Raw genomic sequence first — 20124 nt, 5'->3', positions numbered from 1 at the left:
ACGTCGAGATCGTCGGGGGAGCCGGTCCAAGGGAGCCGGTCCGAGGGTCCGTCGGCCGCCGGGCCCTGCCGGGGGCACGTAACGTATCGCATCGGGCGTCCGACGTAAACGTTTGCGCAAGCGTTTACGTCCCCCCGGGGGCGGCGGCGAACGGAAGGATCTGTACCGGTATGGTCGGAGGGCCCTCACACCCTCAGGAGCCGCAGATGTCCAGCCAGCCCGCCTCCCGTCGAACCGTGCTGTGCCGCGCCGCGCTGGCCGGAGCCGCCGGGCTCGGGGCGGCGGCCTGCTCGCCGGACGGATCGGGCAAGAAGGCGTCCCCGACGCCCACCGCCCCGGTCGAGCTCGGCTCGGCCGGTGTCGTACCGGTCGGCGGCGCCAAGATCTACCGCGAGGAGCGGGTGGTGGTCGCCCAGCCCGCCAAGGGGGAGTTCACGGCGTTCAGCGCGGTGTGCACCCACGCCGGATGCGTCGTCGACACCGTCGAGGACGGCAAGATCAACTGTCCCTGCCACGGCAGCCAGTTCGACGCCCGCACCGGCAAGGTCGTCCAGGGGCCCGCCGAGAAGCCGCTGCCGTCGGTCCCGGTCACCGCGAAGGGCGGACGGCTCGTCGCGGGCCCCGACGCCTGATCGGGAGACATCCGGGCGGGCGAGGTCGGCGGCTCCTGAGCGGGCGGAGCGGGCGGCGTCTGGGCCGACGACGCCGGTGACGCCTGGGCGGACGATGCCCGGCCGCCCGGCACGCGCCCGGTCGGGCCGCGGATTCCCCAAATCCCCTGGACCTCACCGAACCGCGTCCCGAGGGCGCCGGATGTGTCACTCCCCGCAAGTAGGGTGGTGACCATGGCCGACCCGAGCAGCTACCGCCCCAAGCCGGGACAGATCCCCGACTCGCCGGGGGTCTACAAGTTCCGTGACGAGCACGGCCGGGTGATCTACGTCGGAAAGGCGAAGAGCCTGCGCCAGCGGCTCTCGTCGTACTTCCAGGACCTGGCGAACCTCCACCCGCGGACCCGCACCATGGTCACCACGGCCGCCGCCGTGGAGTGGACCGTGGTCTCCACCGAGGTCGAGGCCCTGCAGCTCGAGTACTCCTGGATCAAGGAGTTCGACCCCCGGTTCAACGTCAAGTACCGCGACGACAAGAGCTACCCCTCCCTCGCCGTGACCCTCAACGAGGAGTTCCCCCGGGTCCAGGTGATGCGCGGCGCCAAGAAGAAGGGCGTGCGCTACTTCGGCCCGTACGCCCACGCCTGGGCCATCCGCGAGACCGTCGACCTGATGCTGCGCGTGTTCCCCGTCCGGACCTGCTCCGCCGGGGTGTTCAAGCGCTCCGCTCAGATCGGCCGCCCCTGTCTGCTCGGCTACATCGGCAAGTGCTCGGCCCCCTGCGTCGGCCGTGTCACCGCGGCGGAGCACCGCCAACTGGCCGAGGAGTTCTGCGACTTCATGGCCGGCCGCACCGGCACCTATCTGCGCCGCCTGGAGGAGCAGATGCACGAGGCCGCCGAGGAGATGGAGTACGAGAAGGCGGCCCGGCTCCGTGACGACATAGGGGCGCTCAAGCGCGCCATGGAGAAGAACGCGGTGGTGCTCGCCGACGCCACCGACGCGGATCTGATAGCGGTCGCCGAGGACGAGCTGGAGGCGGCCGTCCAGATCTTCCATGTGCGCGGCGGCCGGGTGCGCGGTCAGCGCGGCTGGGTCACCGACAAGGTCGAGGCCGTCGACACCGCCGGGCTGGTCGAGCACGCCCTTCAGCAGCTGTACGGGGAGGAGCGTGGCGACGCCGTCCCCAAGGAGGTCCTGGTGCCCGCCGTGCCGGAACCGGCCGAGCCGGTCGCCCAGTGGCTCGCCGCGCGCCGGGGCTCCCGGGTCGATCTGCGCATCCCGCAGCGCGGCGACAAGAAGGACCTCATGGAGACCGTGCAGCGCAACGCCCAGCAGGCGCTCGCGCTGCATAAGACCAAGCGCGCCTCCGACCTCACCACCCGCTCCCGGGCGCTGGAGGAGATCGCCGAGGCCCTGGGGCTGGACTCCGCTCCGCTGCGCGTGGAGTGCTTCGACATCTCCCATCTCCAGGGCGATGACGTGGTGGCCTCCATGGTGGTCTTCGAGGACGGGCTCCCCCGGAAGAGTGAGTACCGCCGCTTCCAGATCAAGAGCTTCGCCGGGCAGGACGATGTCCGCTCCATGCACGAGGTCGTGAGTCGCCGCTTCCGCCGCTATCTGCAGGAGAAGCAGAAGACGGGGGAGTGGCAGGAGGAACCCACCGGGGCTTCCGGGGTCCCCGGGGCCACCGAGGCATCCGGGATCGCCGAGGCTTCCGGATCCACCGAGACATCCGGGGCTCCCGGGCCCACCGGGACCGCCGGGCAGCCCCTCGACGGCCCCGACGGCCCCGACCAGGGGCCTTCCGGCCCGATGGACGAGGAGGGTCGGCCGAAGCGGTTCGCCTACCCGCCCCAGCTCGTCGTGGTCGACGGCGGCAAGCCGCAGGTGGCCGCCGCCAAGCGGGCCCTGGACGAGCTCGGCGTCGACGATGTCGCCGTCTGCGGCCTCGCCAAGCGGCTCGAGGAGGTGTGGCTGCCGGACGAGGAGGACCCGGTGGTGCTGCCCCGGAGCAGCGAGGGGCTCTACCTCCTTCAGCGGGTCCGCGACGAGGCCCACCGCTTCGCCATCACCTATCAGCGCAGCAAGCGCGCCAAGTCGCTGAAGGCCGGGCCGCTGGACACCGTTCCGGGCCTCGGTGACAGCCGTAAGCAGGCCCTGCTGAAGCACTTCGGCTCGGTCAAGCGGCTGCGCGCTGCCACCGTCGAGCAGATCTGCGAGGTGCCAGGCGTCGGCCGTAAGACGGCCGAGACGGTCGCCGCGGCGCTCGCCGGGGCCGCCCCGGCCGCGCCCGCCGTGAACACCGCCACAGGAGAGATCATTGAGGACGAGGCCGCCGGCGCGGCGTCGTCGAACGGGGGGACCAGACCATGACCGAGCACGAGAACCATGGAGACGGAGCGCAGGTGAATACGGGCACGTCGGGCGAGCCGCCCGCCGAGGCGGCGGCCATCCCCGAGCTGGTGATCATCTCTGGAATGTCGGGCGCGGGCCGCAGCACCGCCGCCAAGTGTCTGGAGGACCTCGGCTGGTTCGTCGTGGACAACCTGCCGCCCGCGCTGATCCCCACCATGGTCGACCTGGGCGCTCGCTCCCAGGGCAATGTGGCCCGGATCGCCGTGGTGGTGGACGTCCGCGGCCGCCGCTTCTTCGACAACCTCCGCGAGTCCCTCGCCGACCTCGCGGCCAAGAACGTCAAGCGGCGCGTGCTGTTCCTGGAGGCGTCCGACGAGGCGCTGGTGCGCCGCTTCGAGTCCGTGCGCCGCCCGCACCCCCTCCAGGGCGACGGCCGGATCGTGGACGGCATCGCCGCCGAGCGGGATCTGCTGCGCGAGCTGCGCGGGGACGCCGATCTGGTGATCGACACCTCCAGTCTCAACGTCCATGAGCTGCGCGCCAAGATGGACGCCCAGTTCGCGGGCGAGGAGGAGCCCGAGCTGCGGGCCACCGTGATGTCGTTCGGCTACAAGTACGGGCTGCCGGTCGACGCCGACCTGGTGGTGGACTGCCGCTTCCTGCCCAATCCGCACTGGGTCCCCGAGCTGCGCCCCTTCACCGGGCTCAACGAGGAGGTCTCCAGCTATGTCTTCAACCAGCCCGGCGCCAAGGAGTTCCTGGACCGCTACGCGGAGCTGCTCCAGCTGATCGCCGCGGGCTACCGCCGCGAGGGCAAGCGCTATGTGACCATCGCCGTCGGCTGCACCGGCGGCAAGCACCGCAGCGTCGCGATGTCCGAGCGGCTCGCCCCGCGGCTGGCCGCCGAGGGAGTGGAGACCGTCATCGTCCACCGGGACATGGGGCGCGAGTGACCATTCGTAGCAACCGGCTGCGACGGCTGGTCGGGGCGCGGACGAACCGGGGCGCACAGCCCAAGGTCGTCGCCCTGGGCGGCGGCATGGGCCTGTCGGCGTCGCTCGCCGCGCTGCGCCGGATCACCGGCGATCTGACCGCCGTCGTCACCGTGGCCGACGACGGGGGCTCCAGCGGACGCCTCCGCGACGAGCTGGGCGTGTTGCCGCCCGGCGATCTGCGCAAGGCCCTGGCCGCGCTGTGCGGCGACGACGACTGGGGCCAGACCTGGGCGCGGGTCATCCAGCACCGCTTCGCCAGCGAGGGCGAGCTGCACGGCCACGCGGTCGGCAATGTGCTGATCGTCGCCCTGTGGGAGCAGCTGGGCGACCATGTGAAGGCGCTCGACCTGGTCGGCAAGCTGCTGGGCGCCCACGGCCGGGTGCTGCCCATGTCGGCCGTCCCCCTGGAGCTCCAGGCGTACGTCCGGGGCCATGACCCGGCGTCCCCGGACGAGGTCTCCACCGTCGCCGGGCAGGCCACCGTGGCGCTCACCCCCGGCGAGGTGCAGTCGGTCCATCTGGTGCCGCACGATCCGCCGGCCGTCCCCGAGGCCGTCGAGGCGGTCATGGACGCCGACTGGGTGGTGCTGGGGCCCGGCTCCTGGTTCTCCTCCGTGATCCCGCATCTGCTGGTCCCCGATCTGCTCAAGGCGCTCACCGAGACCAAGGCCCGGCGCGTGCTCTCGCTGAACCTCGCGCCTCAGCCGGGAGAAACCGACGGCTTCTCCCCGCAGCGTCATTTGGAGGTTTTGGCCCGACACGCCCCTAAACTCGCCTTCGACGTGGTGCTGGCCGACGAGGCCGCCGTCCCCGACCAGAGCAGTCTGTGCGACGCCGCCAAGCGGCTGGGCGGCACAGTCGAGCTGGCGCCGGTGGCCGCGACCGACGGTGCCCCGAAGCATGACCCGGAGCTTCTGGCGGCCGCGTACGACCGTATTTTTCGGATGCATGGAAGGATCGGCCCATGGCGATGACGGCAGCGGTGAAGGACGAAATCTCCCGGCTCCCCGTCACCCGGACCTGCTGCCGGAAAGCGGAGGTCTCGGCGATCCTGCGGTTCGCGGGCGGGCTGCACCTGGTCAGCGGGCGCATCGTGATCGAGGCGGAGCTGGATACCGGGATCGCGGCCCGCAGGGTCCGCAAGGACATCCTGGAGATCTTCGGCCACTCCTCGGATCTGGTGGTGATGGCCCCCGGCGGGCTGCGCCGCGGCAGCCGGTACGTGGTGCGGGTGGTGGCGGGCGGTGACCAGCTGGCACGGCAGACCGGCCTGGTCGACGGCCGCGGCCGGCCGATCCGCGGACTGCCGCCGCAGGTCGTCTCCGGCGCCACCTGCGACGCCGAGGCCGCCTGGCGCGGGGCCTTCCTCGCCCATGGCTCGCTCACCGAGCCCGGCCGCTCGTCCTCCCTGGAGGTGACCTGCCCCGGCCCGGAGGCCGCGCTCGCCCTGGTCGGCGCCGCCCGCCGGCTCCAGATCGCCGCCAAGGCGCGCGAGGTGCGCGGGGTGGACCGGGTGGTCGTCCGGGACGGTGATGCCATCGGCGCGCTGTTGACGCGGCTGGGGGCGCATGAGTCGGTCCTCGCGTGGGAGGAGCGGCGGATGCGCCGCGAGGTGCGGGCCACCGCCAACCGCCTCGCCAACTTCGACGACGCCAATCTGCGCCGCTCGGCCCGCGCCGCCGTCGCCGCCGGGGCCCGGGTGCAGCGTGCCCTGGAGATCCTGGGCGAGGAGGTGCCCGAGCACCTCGCCGCGGCCGGGCGGCTGCGCATGGAGCACAAGCAGGCGTCCCTGGAGGAGTTGGGCGCCCTCGCCGACCCGCCGCTGACCAAGGACGCCGTCGCGGGCCGTATCCGCCGGCTGCTGGCCATGGCCGACAAGCGCGCCCAGGACCTGGGCATCCCCGGCACCGAGTCCAGCCTGACCGAGGAGATGGCCGACGGCATGGTCGGCTGACCGGCCCTACGAGCCGACTGCCGCACAGGCCGACACGCCCGCGAGCTGACGGGCCCCACCCATCGGCTGACGGCCCGACAAGCCGTACGAGAACCGCACCGCACGCCCCCGGATCACACGAGCGATCCGGGGGTGTGGTGCGTCCCGGGGTATGTGACAGCGGTTCCGCGCGCCGCTGTTGACATGACCATGTGTCGTGACAAGTCTGGAGCGCTGCGCACCCGCGTGTCTTCGAACGACAGCTAGGGGGGCTCATGAAGCTCAGACGCACGGTGAGATTCAGACGCACGGTGAGATCGAGCGGCGCGGTGGTGGCACTGGCCGCGCTGCTCCTGGGGGGACTGGCCGCGGCACCCGCGGCCCCCGCGCAACCGGCGGCGGACGCGGCCGGCGACGGACTGTCCGTATGGACCGCCCAGGTCACCAAGGATCAGATTCCGCTGCTGCTCCGCGCCGGAGCGGACGGCACCGAGCTGGGGCGGCAGGTGCCCGGGAAGGGCACCGGCCCGGTCGAGCTCTACCTCACCGCCAAGCAGGCCGCCGCACTGCGCGGCAAGGGCGTGCGGCTCGCCGAGAAGAAGGTCTCCGCACGGAGCCGCGACCGGCTGAGGGCCGCGGGCGACGGCGTCTTCCGCCCCTACAGCGGCGAGGGCGGGCTGAAGCAGGAGATCGTCGAGACCGGCCGGGCACATCCCGGCCTCACCAAGGTCGTCAGCATCGGCAGGACCGGCCAGGGCAAGGACATCCTCGCACTCAAGCTGAGCAAGGACGCCGCGAAGACCCGCGACGGCAGCAAGCCGTCGGTGCTCTACATGTCCAATCAGCACGCCCGTGAGTGGATCACGCCGGAGATGACCCGCCGGCTGATGCACTACTACCTCGACAACTACGGCAAGGACGACCGCGTCACCAGGATCGTGGACCGTACGGAGCTGTGGTTCGTGCTGTCCGCCAACCCCGACGGCTACGACTACACGCATCAGGACCCGGCCAACCGCCAGTGGCGCAAGAACCTGCGCGACAACAACGGGGACGGCAAGATCACCTCGGGTGACGGCGTCGACCTCAACCGCAACTTCCGCTACAAGTGGGGCTACGACAACGAGGGCTCGTCCGCCGACCCGGCCGATGAGACCTACCGGGGTCCGGCCCCCGCCTCCGAGCCGGAGACCAGGGCGCTGGACGCCTTCGAGAAGCGCATCGGCTTCGCCTACGGCATCAACTACCACTCGGCCGCCGAACTGCTGCTCTACGGCGTCGGCTGGCAGGTCGCCACGCCGACTCCCGACGACGTCCTCTACAAGTCCCTCGCCGGTACCCCGGAGCACTCTGCGATCCCCGGCTACCACCCGCAGGTCTCCTCCGAGCTGTACACCACCAACGGCGAGGCGGACGGTCACGCGGCGAACGTCAACGGGATGATGATGTTCACCCCGGAGATGTCGACGTGCCAGACCGCCTCCAACGTCGACCCGGACGACGCCTGGCAGCCGCGCGACTGCGCGTCCGGCTTCACCTTCCCGGACGACGAGAAGCTGATCGCGCAGGAGTTCACCAAGAACATCCCCTTCGCGCTCTCCGTCGCCGAGACCGCCGAACACCCCGACCGGCCCTCGTCGTCGGTCGGTCTGAGCGCGCGGGACTTCACTCCGGACGCCTTCAGCACGTCGTACGCGCGCGGCGGCGACCAGGACGTCTCGGTGACCGTCCGCAAGAGCGTTCGCGACAAGAAGCTCAACTACCGGGTGAACGGCGGCCGTACCCACACCGCCCCGCTCAAGGCGTGGAAGGGCGGCGAAACGTACGGCGGCGAGGACAACATCCGCTTCGACCAGTACCGCGCCGCCGTCAAGGGCGCGGACCCCGGGCAGAAGGCCGAGGTCTGGTTCACCGGCCGTACGGAGAACGGCAAGCGGACCGCCAGCGAGCCGTTCACCTACACCGTGGCGAAGCGGCCCCGCGCCGACACGCTGGTGATCGCCGAGGAGGGCGGCACCACCGCGGCCCGGCACACCGCCGCGTACACCCGGGCGCTGGCCGACAACGGCCGTAAGGCGGCCGTCTGGGACGTGGCCACCCAGGGGGCGCCGTCCGCGCTCGGAGTGCTCAGCCACTTCGAGACGGTGCTCTGGTACACCGGCGCCGAGCGGCCCGGCGGCCCGACCCTGCTCGCGGTGCGCGACTTCCTCAACGAGGGCGGCAAGCTGATCACCACCGGCGAACGGGCGGGCGGCAGTTCCGAGGTGGGACCGGCCGACACCGACGACTTCAGCCAGTACTACCTGGGCGCCGACAGCCGGCTCACCCTGAAGTCGCCCACCGCCTTCCAGGGAGCCGGCGCGCTCGCGGGCACCGGCGCGAACCTCGGCGACGCCGCGGGCAATCCCCTGGACGCGGCGGGCGCCTACACCGTCACCTCCGATGTGCTGCCGCCCGAGGACTTCCCCCGGTTCCGCAGCGCGGGCGCGGGGGAGTACCCGAACACGCGCACCCCGTACCAGCCTTATGAGGGCGACTGGATGGCTGCCGCGGGTCACCGTGACAACTCCTGGATGCGGCTGTCCCGCACGGTGGACCTCGGCGGTGTGTCCGCCGCCGACGAACCGGCCCTGGACTTCCGGCTCAGCTATGACACCGAGCCCGGCTACGACCATGTGATCATCGAGGCGCGCACCGCGGGCCAGGACGACTGGACCACCCTGCCCGACGCGGGCGGCGGCTCCTCCACCGAGGTGCCCACCGAGTGCGAGGCGGGCTTCCTGCTCAATCTGCACCCGTTCCTCAAGCACTACCTGACCCCCGGTGACGACGGCTGCACCGCGAAGGGCAGCACGGGCTCCTGGAACAGTCTGACGGGCTCCTCCGAGGGGTGGCGGCCGGTCACGCTGGACCTGAGCGGCTACGCGGGCAAGAAGGTCGAGCTGGCCATCTCGTACGTCACCGACCCGGGCACCGGCGGCCGGGGCGCCTTCGTGGACGGCACCGAGCTCACCGTCGGCGGCACCGCCGAGGACTCCGAGGGCTTCGAGACCGCGCTCGGCCCGTGGTCGGTGCCGGGGGCGCCGGAGGGCAGCCCGGCGAACGCCGGGGACTGGTCCCGTTCCCGGGAGCTGTTCCACACCGTCGCGGGCGTCACCACGCGGGACACCGTGCTGCTGGGATTCGGCCTGGAGCACGTCCCGGACACCGGCCAGAGGGCCCGGCTGGTGGGCGACGCGCTACGTGCGCTGCGTCGTTGACAGCGTGTGACACATCGTGACTGAATCGGCGGTCCGTACCACTTTCCGGTGGTCATGGGCCGCCGATGCCAATGTCACGAACGTCCCGTGATAGCGGTAGGGTCGGAGGCGGTCGGGGACATCCCATTACACGTTCGCCGGCGTCCAGACCGGCACACCAACGAGGAGATCGGTTCGTGACGATCCGCGTAGGCATCAATGGCTTCGGCCGCATCGGTCGCAACTACTTCCGCGCGCTCCTTGAGCAGGGCGCGGACATCGAGATCGTCGGTGTCAACGACCTGACCGACAACGCCACCCTGGTCCACCTGCTCAAGTACGACTCCATCCTCGGCCGGCTGAAGCACGAGGTCAGCCACACCGAGGACACCATCACGGTGGGCAACCAGACCTTCAAGACGATGGCCGAGCGCGACCCGGCCGCCCTTCCGTGGGGCGAGCTCGGCGCCGACATCGTGGTGGAGTCCACCGGCATCTTCACCAAGCGTGAGGACGCCGCCAAGCACCTTGCCGCCGGCGCCAAGAAGGTCCTGATCTCCGCGCCCGCCAAGAACGAGGACATCACCATCGTGATGGGCGTCAACCAGGACAAGTACGACCCGGCGAACCATCACGTCATCTCCAACGCCTCCTGCACCACCAACTGTGTGGCGCCGATGGCCAAGGTCCTCGACGAGAGCTTCGGCATCGTCAAGGGCATGATGACGACGGTCCACGCGTACACCAACGACCAGCGCATCCTGGACTTCCCGCACAAGGACCTGCGTCGCGCCCGCGCGGCGGCCGAGAACATCATCCCGACCTCCACCGGTGCCGCCAAGGCCACCGCGCTGGTCCTCCCGCAGCTCAAGGGCAAGCTGGACGGCATCGCGATGCGCGTCCCGGTCCCGACCGGCTCGGTCACCGACCTCGTCCTGGAGCTCGATCGCGAGGTCACCAAGGACGAGATCAACACCGCCTTCCAGAAGGCCGCCGAGGGTCAGCTCAAGGGCATCCTCGAGTACACCGAGGACCCGATCGTCTCCTCGGACATCGTCAACTGGCCCGCGTCCTGCACGTTCGACTCCTCCCTGACCATGGTCCAGGGCAAGCAGGTCAAGGTCGTCGGCTGGTACGACAACGAGTGGGGCTACTCCAACCGCCTCGTCGACCTGACCGTCTACGTCGGCGGCCGGCTCTGACCGCTGTCCCGATGAGCTAGGAAACGGGGCCCGCTACGACGCCGTCGTAACGGGCCCCGATCCATGATCAAGGAGTCATCCCTGTGAAGACGATTGACGATCTTCAGGTCGCCGGGCAGCGGGTCTTCGTCCGCGCCGATCTGAACGTCCCGCTGGACGGCGAGACGATCACCGACGACGGCCGGATCCGCGCCGCCGTCCCGACGATCACCAAGCTCCTGGACCGGGGCGCCAAGGTGATCGTCGCCTCGCACCTGGGCCGCCCCAAGGGCGCCCCGGACCCCCAGTACTCGCTCGCCCCGGTCGCCCGGCGGCTCGGCGAACTCCTCGGCAAGCAGGTCGCCTTCGCGACCGACACCGTGGACGACAGCGCCCAGGCCACCGTGGCGGCCCTTGGCGACGGCGAGGTCGCGCTGCTGGAGAACCTGCGTTTCAACGCCGGTGAGACCAGTAAGGACGACGCCGAGCGCGGCGCCTTCGCCGACCGGCTCGCCACCCTCGCCGACCTCTACGTGGGCGACGGCTTCGGTGCGGTCCACCGCAAGCACGCCTCGGTGTACGACCTCCCGGCGCGGCTGCCGCACGCCGCGGGCGATCTGATCGCCGCCGAGCTCACCGTCCTGAAGAAGCTCACCGAGGACGTCAAGCGGCCCTACGCGGTGGTCCTCGGCGGCGCCAAGGTCTCCGACAAGCTCGGCGTGATCGACCACCTCCTGGAGAAGGCCGACCGCATCCTGATCGGCGGCGGCATGGCCTACACCTTCCTCAAGGCCCAGGGCCACGAGGTCGGCGGTTCGCTGCTGCAGGAGGACCAGGTCCCGGCGGTCCAGGACTATCTGCGCCGGGCCAAGGAGCGCGGCGTGGAGTTCGTGCTCCCGGTCGATGTCACGGCCGCGCCCGAATTCCCGGACCTGAAGACCAAGGCCCCCGCGAACCCGCGGCTCGTCGCCGCGGACGCGATCCCGGCCGACCTCCAGGGCCTGGACATCGGCCCGGAGACCCGCAAGCTCTACGCCTCGAAGCTGGCCGACGCGGCCACCGTCTTCTGGAACGGCCCCATGGGCGTCTTCGAGCACCCCGACTACGCCGAGGGCACCCGCGCCGTGGCCCAGGCGCTCCTGGACAGCCCGGCCTTCACCGTGGTCGGCGGCGGCGACTCGGCCGCGGCCGTACGCATCCTGGGCTTCGACGAGAACGCTTTCGGCCACATCTCGACCGGCGGTGGAGCGAGCCTCGAATACCTCGAGGGCAAGACGCTCCCCGGCCTCGCCGCACTGGAGGACTGAACACCGTGAGTGACCGTATTCCGCTGATGGCGGGCAACTGGAAGATGAACCTCAACCACCTCGAGGCCATCGCCCACGTCCAGAAGCTCGCCTTCGGGCTCGCCGACAAGGACTACGAGGCCGTGGAGGTCGCGGTGCTGCCGCCCTTCGTCGACCTGCGGTCCGTGCAGACCCTGGTCGACGGCGACAAGCTGAAGATCAAGTACGGCGCCCAGGACATCTCGGCGCATGACTCCGGTGCCTACACCGGCGAGATCTCCGGCCCGATGCTGGCCAAGCTCAGGTGCGCCTACGCCGTCGTCGGGCACTCGGAGCGGCGCCAGTACCACGACGAGACCGACGAGCTGTGCAACGCCAAGGTCAAGGCGGCCTTCCGCCACGACCTCACCCCGATCCTGTGCGTCGGCGAGGGCCTCGACGTCCGTAAGGCGGGCAACCAGGTCGCGCACACCCTCGCCCAGGTGGACGGCGGCCTGAAGGACGTCCCGGCCGAGCAGGCCGAGACGATCGTGATCGCCTACGAGCCGGTCTGGGCGATCGGCACCGGCGAGGTCGCGACCCCCGAGGACGCCCAGGAGGTCTGCGGGGCCATCCGCGGCCGGCTCGCCGAGCTCTACGGCCAGGAGGTCGCCGACAAGGTCAGGATCCAGTACGGCGGCTCGGTGAAGTCCGGGAACATCGCCGCGATCATGGCCAAGCCGGATGTGGACGGCGCCCTGATCGGCGGCGCGTCGCTGGACGCGGACGAATTCGTCAAGATCGTTCGTTTCCGCGACCAGTGAGTAGGCCCTAGCGCGCGCATCGTCGTACCCTGTCGGGGGTCGAGGCGGTGGAAATCGCACTGTCCGGCCCCCGACGTCCGTACAAGCCCGAGAAGGTTGGTCCAGCTGTGATCATGGGGTTCTCGATCGCCCTCATCATCTTCAGCCTGCTGTTGATGATGTTGGTGCTCATGCACAAGGGGAAGGGCGGCGGCCTGTCCGACATGTTCGGTGGCGGCATGCAGTCCTCGGTGGGCGGCTCCTCGGTCGCCGAGCGCAACCTGGACCGCATCACCTTGGTGGTCGGGCTGCTGTGGTTCGTCTGCATCATCGTGCTCGGGCTGCTGATGAAGCTCGACTGAGGGTCCGCCGGCGGGGCCCGTCCGGGGCCCGGCTGACGCCCGATAACTGACGTACCGTCGTCAGCCAGGCCCATATGCGGCCTATGATGGCATGGCGTCCTCCGTGACGGGTGTAACTCCTCTCACTGGACGCGCGTTGGGCCTTACGTAGACTGGGGCGCCGGGCGGCGAAGCTGCCAATCGAGGCTTCGCGGCACCATCACGCAGGGAGTTACGACCGTGGCAAGTGGCAACGCGATCCGTGGAAGTCGGGTCGGGGCGGGGCCGATGGGAGAAGCCGAGCGAGGCGAATCGGCGCCGCGCCTGCGCATCTCCTTCTGGTGCTCGAACGGGCATGAGACCGTGCCGAGCTTCGCCAGCGACGCGCAGATCCCTGACACGTGGGACTGCCCGCGCTGCGGCTTCCCGGCCGGCAAGGACCGGGACAACCCGCCGGACCCGCCGCGCACCGAGCCGTACAAGACGCATCTGGCGTACGTACGGGAGCGGCGCAGCGATGCCGACGGCGAGGCGATCCTCGCCGAGGCACTCGCCAAGCTCCGGGGCGAGATCTAGGGCCTGTCTGGGGTTGTGATCTGGGCTCGCGGGGCGTGGCACGCTCCCCCAGCTACCGCTGGGAGGTACCCCCTCTCGCGGCGTTGCCGAAACGCCCTAGTAGCTCCGCTACGAGGGCCTTCCGGCGCCTTGCGATCGCACGCACCACGCCCCGCTCCCTGATCCAGCTCACAACCCCAGACAGGCCCTAAACACACAACGCGGTACGACGGCCCGGCCGGGCACCTCCTGCGAGGGGTGCCCGGCCGGGCCGTTGTCAGTGGTGCGGGCTACGGTCGTGGGGTGCTGGAGCACCGGGGGGAGCCGTCCCGCCGGGTGGGGGCCGGTGCAGGCGGCGGAGGGGGATCGTCATGGCCGCGGTGGAAGCCGGTGAGCGGGGTGCCGGGAAACCGGCGGGGCCCGCGTGGCGCGGGGGTTTCGGGCGGCTGTGGGCGGCCGCGGTCGTCTCCCGGTTCGGGGACGCGCTGCGGGGGGCGGCGCTGCCGCTGCTGGCCGTCTCGCTGACCGATTCGCCGGTGCTGGTCTCGCTCGTGACCGCCTGCGGCTTTCTGCCCTGGCTGCTGTTCGGGCTGATCGGCGGGGCCATCGCGGACCGGGTGGACCAGCGGCGGGCGATGTGGGCGGTGGACGGCGTGCGGGCCGTCCTGATGGCGGGGTTCGCCGTCGCGGTGTGGCTGGACCGGGCCGGTATCGGGCTGCTGCTCGCCCTCGCCTTCGCCCTCACCACGCTGCAGACCCTGTTCGACAACGCGGCCACGGCGCTGCTGCCGTCCGTGGTGGGGCAGCAGGCGCTGGGCCGGGCCAACGCCCGGCTGCTGACCGGGCAGGAGGTCATGGGCCGGTTCGTGGGCGCCCCGCTGGTGCCGGTGCTGCTCGGCCTCGGCGCCGCGATGCCGTACGCGGCGGACGCGGCCACCTATCTCGCCGCCGCCGCGCTGGTCGCCTCGCTGGGGGCGGCACCCCACGAGCGGGCCCCGCGCCCGCCGGGCGGCTCGCTGCGGCGCGATATCGCCGAGGGCCTGACCGTGCTGTGGCGGGACCGCACACTGCGGGCGCTGTGCGCCTCCACCACGCTGTGCAACATCGGCATCGGCGCGCTCATCGCCACCCTGGTGCTGCACATCACCGGCTGGCTGGACGCCGGGAACACCGGCTATGCGGCCGTCATCACCGTTTACGGGATCGGCAGCGTGGCCGGGGGCCTGGTTGCCGCCCGGCTCACCGAGAGGCTGGGGCGCGTCCGTGCCCTCGTGGTGTGCGGCACCGCGCAGATCGGCGCCCTGGCCGTCCTCGGGGCGATACGGAGCCTGCCGGTCGCGGTCGCCGCCATGGGTCTCTTCGGCTTCGCGGGGATCGTCTGGAACGTCACCGAGGTGACGATGATGCAGCAGCGCAGCCCCGACGGGGCACTCGGGCGGGTGAGCTCCGCCTTCCGCACCCTGTCGATCGCGGGCACCCCGCTCGGCGCGCTGCTGGGCGGGGTGATGGCCCAGGCGTGGGGGTTCAACACCCCGGCGCTGGGGGCGGCCGCGCTCTTCGTCTGCGGGGTGGCGGCCCTCGTTCCGGGAATGCGGTCCGTCATCAATTAGGTTGGTGGCACGGGGGCCAGGTACCGACGAGAAGTGGGCTGATGTCCGAGATGAACATGGAAGGCCGCACCAGGCTGGACCAGCTGCCGGAATGGCACGCGTTGGCCGCACACCGCAAGGAGCTGGGCGACGCGCATCTGCGCGACCTGTTCGCGGGCGACCCGGAGCGCGGGAGCCGCCTCACCCTTCAGGTCGGCGATCTCCACGTCGACTACTCCAAACACCTGGTGACCGACGAGACCCTGCGGCTGCTGCGCGAACTGGCGGGCGCCACCAAGGTGGCCGAGCTGCGCGACGCCATGTTCCGCGGCGAGCGGATCAACACCACCGAGGACCGCTCGGTGCTGCACATCGCGCTGCGCGCACCGCACTCCGCGGAGATCAAGGCGGACGGGCAGGACGTCGTCGGCGAAGTGCACGCCGTGCTCGCCAAGATGGCCGTCTTCGCCGACCGCGTCAGGTCCGGCGACTGGACCGGCCACACCGGCAAGCAGATCAAAAACGTCGTCAACATCGGCATCGGCGGCTCCGATCTGGGCCCGAAGATGGCGTACGAGGCGCTGCGCTCCTACAGCGACCGCTCGATGACGTTCCGGTTCGTCTCCAATGTGGACGGTGCGGATCTGCACGAGGCGGTGCGCGATCTGGACCCCGCCGAGACGCTGTTCATCGTCGCCTCCAAGACCTTCACCACCATCGAGACCCTCACCAACGCCGTCTCCGCCCGCGACTGGCTGCTGACCGGGCTCCGGTCCGGTCAGGAGGCCGTCGCCAAGCACTTCGTGGCGGTGTCGACCAACGCCGAGAAGGTCGCCGAGTTCGGCATCGACACGGACAACATGTTCGGGTTCTGGGACTGGGTCGGCGGGCGCTACTCCTACGACTCGGCCATCGGCCTCTCCCTGATGGTCGCCATCGGCCCGGACTGCTTCCGCGAGATGCTGGCCGGGTTCCACCTGGTCGACGAGCACTTCTCCACCGCCCCGCCGGAGCAGAACGTCCCGCTGCTGATGGGCCTGCTGGGCATCTGGTACGACAACTTCCACGGCGCCCAGGCGCATGCCGTCCTGCCCTACAGCCACTATCTGTCGCGGTTCACCGACTATCTGCAGCAGCTGGACATGGAGTCCAACGGCAAGCATGTGGACCGGGACGGCAACCGCGTCGGCTGGCAGACCGGCCCCATCGTCTGGGGCACCCCCGGCACCAACGGCCAGCACGCCTACTACCAGCTGCTCCACCAGGGCACCAAGCTGGTCCCGGCCGATCTGATCGGCTTCGCGCGGCCGGTGAAGGACCTGCCGCCCGGCCTGGAGTCCCACCACGACCTGCTGATGGCCAACCTCTTCGCCCAGGGCCAGGCGCTGGCCTTCGGCAAGACCGCCGAGGAGGTCGCCGCCGAGGGAGTGCCCGAGGAACTGGTGCCGCACAAGACCTTCGACGGCAACCGCCCCACCACCACGATCCTCGCCCACGAGCTGACCCCGTCGGTGCTGGGCCAGCTGGTCGCCCTCTACGAGCACAAGGTCTTCGTCCAGGGCGCGGTGTGGAACATCGACTCCTTCGACCAGTGGGGAGTGGAGCTGGGCAAGGTGCTCGCCAAGCGTGTCGAGCCCGCCCTGACCGAGGGCGCCGAGGTGCCCGGTCTGGACGCCTCCACCGAGCACCTGGTCGCCACCTACCGCTCGCTGCGCGGCCGCTGAGGCGCTCCGAGGCAGACAACGAACGATCCCCCGGGCGCCCGAAGCGCCCGGGGGATCGGTCCTGTGCGATACGAGGGTTACGGCGACGCCGGGGGGTACAGCTCGCGCGGCAGCCCCGCCGCCGCGGCCCGGTCCAGCAGCCACAGCGTCCGGCGGCGGCCGCGCGCGCCCGCCGCCGGAGCCTGCAGCTCCCCGGCGCCCGACAGCGCTATCGTGACCGCCTTCGCCTTGTCCTCACCGGCCGCCAGCAGCCACACCTCCCGTGCCGCGCGGATCGCGGGCAGGGTCAGCGAGATCCGTACCGGCGGCGGCTTGGGCGCGCCGCGCACCCCGACCGCCATCCGCTCGGTCTCCCGGACGGCGGGCAGCTCGGGGAAGAGCGAGGCCACATGGGTGTCCGGGCCGACGCCGAGCAGAGCTACGTCGAACGACGGCACCGCGCCGTGGTTCTCCGGCCGCGCGGCCCGGCCCAGCTCGGCCGCGTACGCCTCGGCGGCCGCGTCCACATCGCCGCCGTGGGGCCCGTCGGACGCGGGCATCGCGTGCACCCGCGCCGGGTCCAGCTCCACCGCGTCCAGCAGCGCCTCGCGGGCCTGTGTGACATTGCGGTCCGCATGGCCGTCGGGCAGGAATCGCTCATCGCCCCACCACAGGTCCAGCCGCGACCAGTCGACCGCGTCGCGCGCCGGGGAGGCGCCGAGCGCGGCCAGCAGGCCGTTGCCGTTGCGCCCGCCGGTCAGGACGACCGAGGCCGAGCCACGGGCGGCCTGGGCGTCCACGATCTTCGTGATCAGCCGGGCCGCCGCGGCCTGGGCCATCAGCTCCTTGTCGCGGTGGACGACCACCTGTGGTGCGGTCATTTGTCCGCCTTCCCGTCAGCCTTCTGCTCGTGGGACTTCGGGGGGTGGGGCTTGGGAACCGGCGGCTGCGCCGGTGCCTGCGGCGGGTTCTTCGGCGAGCCGGGGGCGTGCTCCGACGGCGTCTCCGGGTCCCGGGTCGGCAGCGGCGGCAGGTCCGTCCCGGGCGGCACCACCTGGGTCGCCGGGGCGGCCTTGGCGTCCCGCTCCAGCGTCCCCACGCCGCCCTTGCCCAGCTTGCTGACGCCGAACTTCACCGATGTCTCGTAGCTCTCGTCGGGGTCCAGCCGGCGCAGCTCCTCGGCGATCAGCTCCGACATCTCACGCCGCTGCAGCGCCACATGACGGTCGGGCTGGCCCGGCATGGCCAGCTCGGCCAGCGAGCCGTTCGCCCGGTCCAGGCAGATCACGCCGTCGGCCGTCTCCAGCCGGACCGCGGTCAGCCCGGGGCCCTCCGAGACCTGCCGGTCCACCGGCACCCCCAGCCGCTGGGCGAGCCACAGCGCGAGCAGCTCGCTGCTCGGGTTGTATGCCTCGCCCTCGACGACCGCGGAGGTGATCGGGGAGTGCCGCTGGTCCAGGGCCGCGGCCAGGACGCTGCGCCACGGGGTGATCCGGGTCCACGCCAGATCGGTGTCGCCCGGGGTGTAGGTGGCGGCCCGCACCCCGAGGGCCGCGACCGGGTCCTCGGTGGCCTGGGCGTCGGTGATCCGGCGCTGGGCCAGCTGCCCGAGCAGATCCTCGGCGGGGTGCTCCGGGGCGTCCTCCGGCCACCACACCACCACCGGGGCGTCCGGCAGCAGCAGCGGCAGGACCACCGAGTAGGCGTGGTTGGCGAGTTCGCCGTGCAGCCGCAGCAGCACCGTCTCGCCGGTGCCGGTCTCGCCGCCGACCCGCACCTCGGCGTCCATCCGGGCCATCTTGCGGTCGCGCGGCGACCGACCCGGCCGCTTGATGACGACCAGGGTGCGCGAGGGGTGCTCCTTGGACGCCTCGCTGGCCGCCCGCAGCGCGTCGTAGTGGTTGCCCTCGTCGGTGACGATGACGAGGGTGAGCACCATGCCCACGGCCGGGGTACCGGTGGCCCGGCGTGCCTGGACCAGAGCGGAGTTGATCCGGCTGGACGTGGTGTCCGTGAGATCGATGTTCATGGCCGCCGCCAGCTCCGTCCGTCTCGTGCGAGCATCTCGTCCGCGGCTTTCGGCCCCCAGGTCCCGGAGGTGTACTGCTCGGGCCTGCCGTGCTGGTCCCAGTACTCCTCGATCGGGTCCAGGATCCGCCAGGACTGCTCGACCTCCTCATGGCGGGGGAAGAGGTTCGCCTCGCCGAGCAGGACGTCCAGCAGCAGCCGCTCGTACGCCTCGGGGCTGGACTCGGTGAAGGACTCGCCGTACTGGAAGTCCATCGTCACGTCCCGGATCTCCATGGAGGTGCCGGGCACCTTGGAGCCGAACCGGATGGTGACGCCCTCGTCCGGCTGCACCCGGATGACCAGGGCGTTCTGCCCCAGCTCCTGGGTGTCGGTGGCGTCGAAGGGGGAGTGCGGGGCGCGCTGGAAGACCACCGCGATCTCGGTGACCCGCCGCCCCAGCCGCTTGCCGGTGCGCAGGTAGAAGGGGACACCCGCCCAGCGGCGGTTGTCGATCTCCAGCTTGATCGCGGCGTAGGTGTCGGTCTTCGAGTGGGGGTCGATGCCCTCCTCCTCGAGGTAGCCGTGCACCTCCTCGCCGCCCTGCCAGCCGGGGGCGTACTGGGCGCGCACCGTGTGCTTGCCCAGCTCCTTGGGCAGCTTGACCGCCCTGAGCGCCTTCAGCTTCTCGGTGACCAGGGAGGACGCGTCGAAGGAGGCGGGCTCCTCCATGGCGGTCAGCGCGAGCAGCTGCAGCAGGTGGTTCTGGATGACGTCGCGGGCCGCGCCGATGCCGTCGTAGTAGCCCGCGCGCCCGCCGATGCCGATGTCCTCGGCCATGGTGATCTGTACATGGTCGACGTACGACCGGTTCCAGATCGGCTCGAACATCGTGTTGGCGAAGCGCAGCGCCAGGATGTTCTGGACCGTCTCCTTGCCCAGGTAGTGGTCGATCCGGAAGACGTCACTGGGCCGGAAGACCTCGTGGACGACCTGGTTGAGATCCTGGGCGCTCTTCAGGTCGTGGCCGAACGGCTTCTCGATGACCGCGCGCCGCCAGGAGTCGCCCTGCCCGTGCGACAGCCCGTGCTTCTTGAGCTGCTGGACGACGCTGGGGAAGAACTTCGGCGGGACCGACAGATAGAACGCGAAGTTGCCGCCGGTGCCGCGCGCCTTGTCGAGCTCCTCTATGGTCGACCGCAGCTTGACGAACGCGTCGTCGTCGTCGAACACACCGGGGACGAAGCGGAACCCCTCGGCCAGCTGCTGCCAGACCTCCTCGCGGAACGGGGTCCGGGCGTGCTCCTTGACCGCGTCGTGCACGACCTGGGCGAAGTCCTCGTTCTCCCAGTCGCGGCGGGCGAAGCCGACCAGCGAGAAGCCCGGCGGCAGCAGACCGCGGTTGGCCAGGTCGTAGATGGCGGGCATCAGCTTCTTACGGGACAGATCGCCCGTGACGCCGAAGATCACCAGGCCGGACGGCCCCGCGATGCGCGGGAGCCGCCGGTCTCGTGGGTCACGCAGCGGATTGCTGCTGCTCACGT

The 20124-nt window shown here is 71.1% G+C and carries 16 protein-coding genes; 13 read left to right on the top strand and 3 right to left on the bottom strand.

Annotated features, from left to right (window positions below; all coding sequences use genetic code 11):
- The first annotated feature begins 206 nt into the window (after positions 1-206).
- The 13 genes from J2Z30_RS00765 to pgi all read left to right on the top strand — a co-directional run bounded on the left by J2Z30_RS00765 (position 207) and on the right by pgi (position 16594).
- The gene (locus J2Z30_RS00765; RefSeq protein ID WP_044577165.1) at positions 207-632 is read left to right on the top strand and encodes a QcrA and Rieske domain-containing protein; all 426 of its coding nucleotides are present in this window, start codon (positions 207-209) and stop codon (positions 630-632) included.
- Positions 633-845: 213 nt separating this feature from the next.
- Positions 846-2987 (top strand): excinuclease ABC subunit UvrC, encoded by a 2142-nt coding sequence (gene uvrC / locus J2Z30_RS00760; RefSeq protein ID WP_044582086.1) that lies wholly within the window; start codon positions 846-848, stop codon positions 2985-2987.
- Entirely contained in the window at positions 2984-3922 is a 939-nt protein-coding gene (gene rapZ, locus J2Z30_RS00755) for an RNase adapter RapZ (RefSeq protein ID WP_052701640.1), read from the top strand. The genes uvrC and rapZ overlap by 4 nt, the downstream gene beginning before the upstream one ends.
- Positions 3919-4938: a gluconeogenesis factor YvcK family protein gene (locus J2Z30_RS00750; protein ID WP_044577169.1), complete on the top strand. Its 1020-nt coding sequence runs from the start codon at positions 3919-3921 to the stop codon at positions 4936-4938. Before rapZ ends, J2Z30_RS00750 begins: the two co-directional genes overlap by 4 nt.
- Entirely contained in the window at positions 4929-5918 is a 990-nt protein-coding gene (gene whiA, locus J2Z30_RS00745; protein WP_030840944.1) for a DNA-binding protein WhiA, read from the top strand. Before J2Z30_RS00750 ends, whiA begins: the two co-directional genes overlap by 10 nt.
- Positions 5919-6172: 254 nt before the next feature.
- Positions 6173-9157 (top strand): M14 family metallopeptidase, encoded by a 2985-nt coding sequence (locus J2Z30_RS00740; RefSeq protein WP_044577173.1) that lies wholly within the window; start codon positions 6173-6175, stop codon positions 9155-9157.
- Positions 9158-9333: 176 nt separating this feature from the next.
- Positions 9334-10338, top strand: a complete 1005-nt coding sequence (gene gap / locus J2Z30_RS00735) for a type I glyceraldehyde-3-phosphate dehydrogenase (protein ID WP_044577175.1) — start codon at positions 9334-9336, stop codon at positions 10336-10338.
- An 83-nt stretch (positions 10339-10421) separates the two neighbouring features.
- Positions 10422-11624 (top strand): phosphoglycerate kinase, encoded by a 1203-nt coding sequence (locus tag J2Z30_RS00730; protein WP_044577178.1) that lies wholly within the window; start codon positions 10422-10424, stop codon positions 11622-11624.
- A 5-nt stretch (positions 11625-11629) separates the two neighbouring features.
- Complete coding sequence (gene tpiA / locus J2Z30_RS00725) at positions 11630-12406, top strand: triose-phosphate isomerase (protein WP_044577181.1); 777 nt, start codon at positions 11630-11632, stop codon at positions 12404-12406.
- 113 nt (positions 12407-12519) lie between these two features.
- A complete protein-coding gene (secG, locus tag J2Z30_RS00720) occupies positions 12520-12747 on the top strand; it encodes a preprotein translocase subunit SecG (protein ID WP_044582088.1) in 228 nt (75 codons plus the stop codon).
- 219 nt (positions 12748-12966) lie between these two features.
- Complete coding sequence (locus J2Z30_RS00715) at positions 12967-13302, top strand: RNA polymerase-binding protein RbpA (protein WP_009718803.1); 336 nt, start codon at positions 12967-12969, stop codon at positions 13300-13302.
- A 350-nt stretch (positions 13303-13652) separates the two neighbouring features.
- Positions 13653-14891 (top strand): MFS transporter, encoded by a 1239-nt coding sequence (locus J2Z30_RS00710; protein WP_044577185.1) that lies wholly within the window; start codon positions 13653-13655, stop codon positions 14889-14891.
- A gap of 50 nt (positions 14892-14941) precedes the next feature.
- Positions 14942-16594, top strand: a complete 1653-nt coding sequence (gene pgi / locus J2Z30_RS00705; RefSeq protein WP_044582089.1) for a glucose-6-phosphate isomerase — start codon at positions 14942-14944, stop codon at positions 16592-16594.
- A gap of 77 nt (positions 16595-16671) precedes the next feature.
- On the opposite strand, the gene pgl is transcribed toward pgi, so the two are convergent.
- Genes pgl through zwf form a run of 3 tightly spaced genes read right to left on the bottom strand, consistent with a single transcriptional unit; the run spans position 16672 to position 20122 of the window.
- Complete coding sequence (gene pgl / locus J2Z30_RS00700; RefSeq protein ID WP_044577187.1) at positions 16672-17454, bottom strand: 6-phosphogluconolactonase; 783 nt, start codon at positions 17452-17454, stop codon at positions 16672-16674.
- On the bottom strand, positions 17451-18602 hold the full coding sequence (gene opcA, locus J2Z30_RS00695; protein WP_044577189.1) for a glucose-6-phosphate dehydrogenase assembly protein OpcA: 1152 nt from the start codon (positions 18600-18602) through the stop codon (positions 17451-17453). Before opcA ends, pgl begins: the two co-directional genes overlap by 4 nt.
- On the bottom strand, positions 18599-20122 hold the full coding sequence (gene zwf / locus J2Z30_RS00690; RefSeq protein WP_044577190.1) for a glucose-6-phosphate dehydrogenase: 1524 nt from the start codon (positions 20120-20122) through the stop codon (positions 18599-18601). Before zwf ends, opcA begins: the two co-directional genes overlap by 4 nt.
- Positions 20123-20124 lie beyond the last annotated feature (2 nt).

This window comes from Streptomyces iranensis (genome assembly GCF_017874715.1).
Taxonomy (GTDB): domain Bacteria; phylum Actinomycetota; class Actinomycetes; order Streptomycetales; family Streptomycetaceae; genus Streptomyces; species Streptomyces iranensis.
Note: the sequence above shows the minus strand (reverse complement) of the source record. Positions and strands in the feature narration are given on the sequence as shown.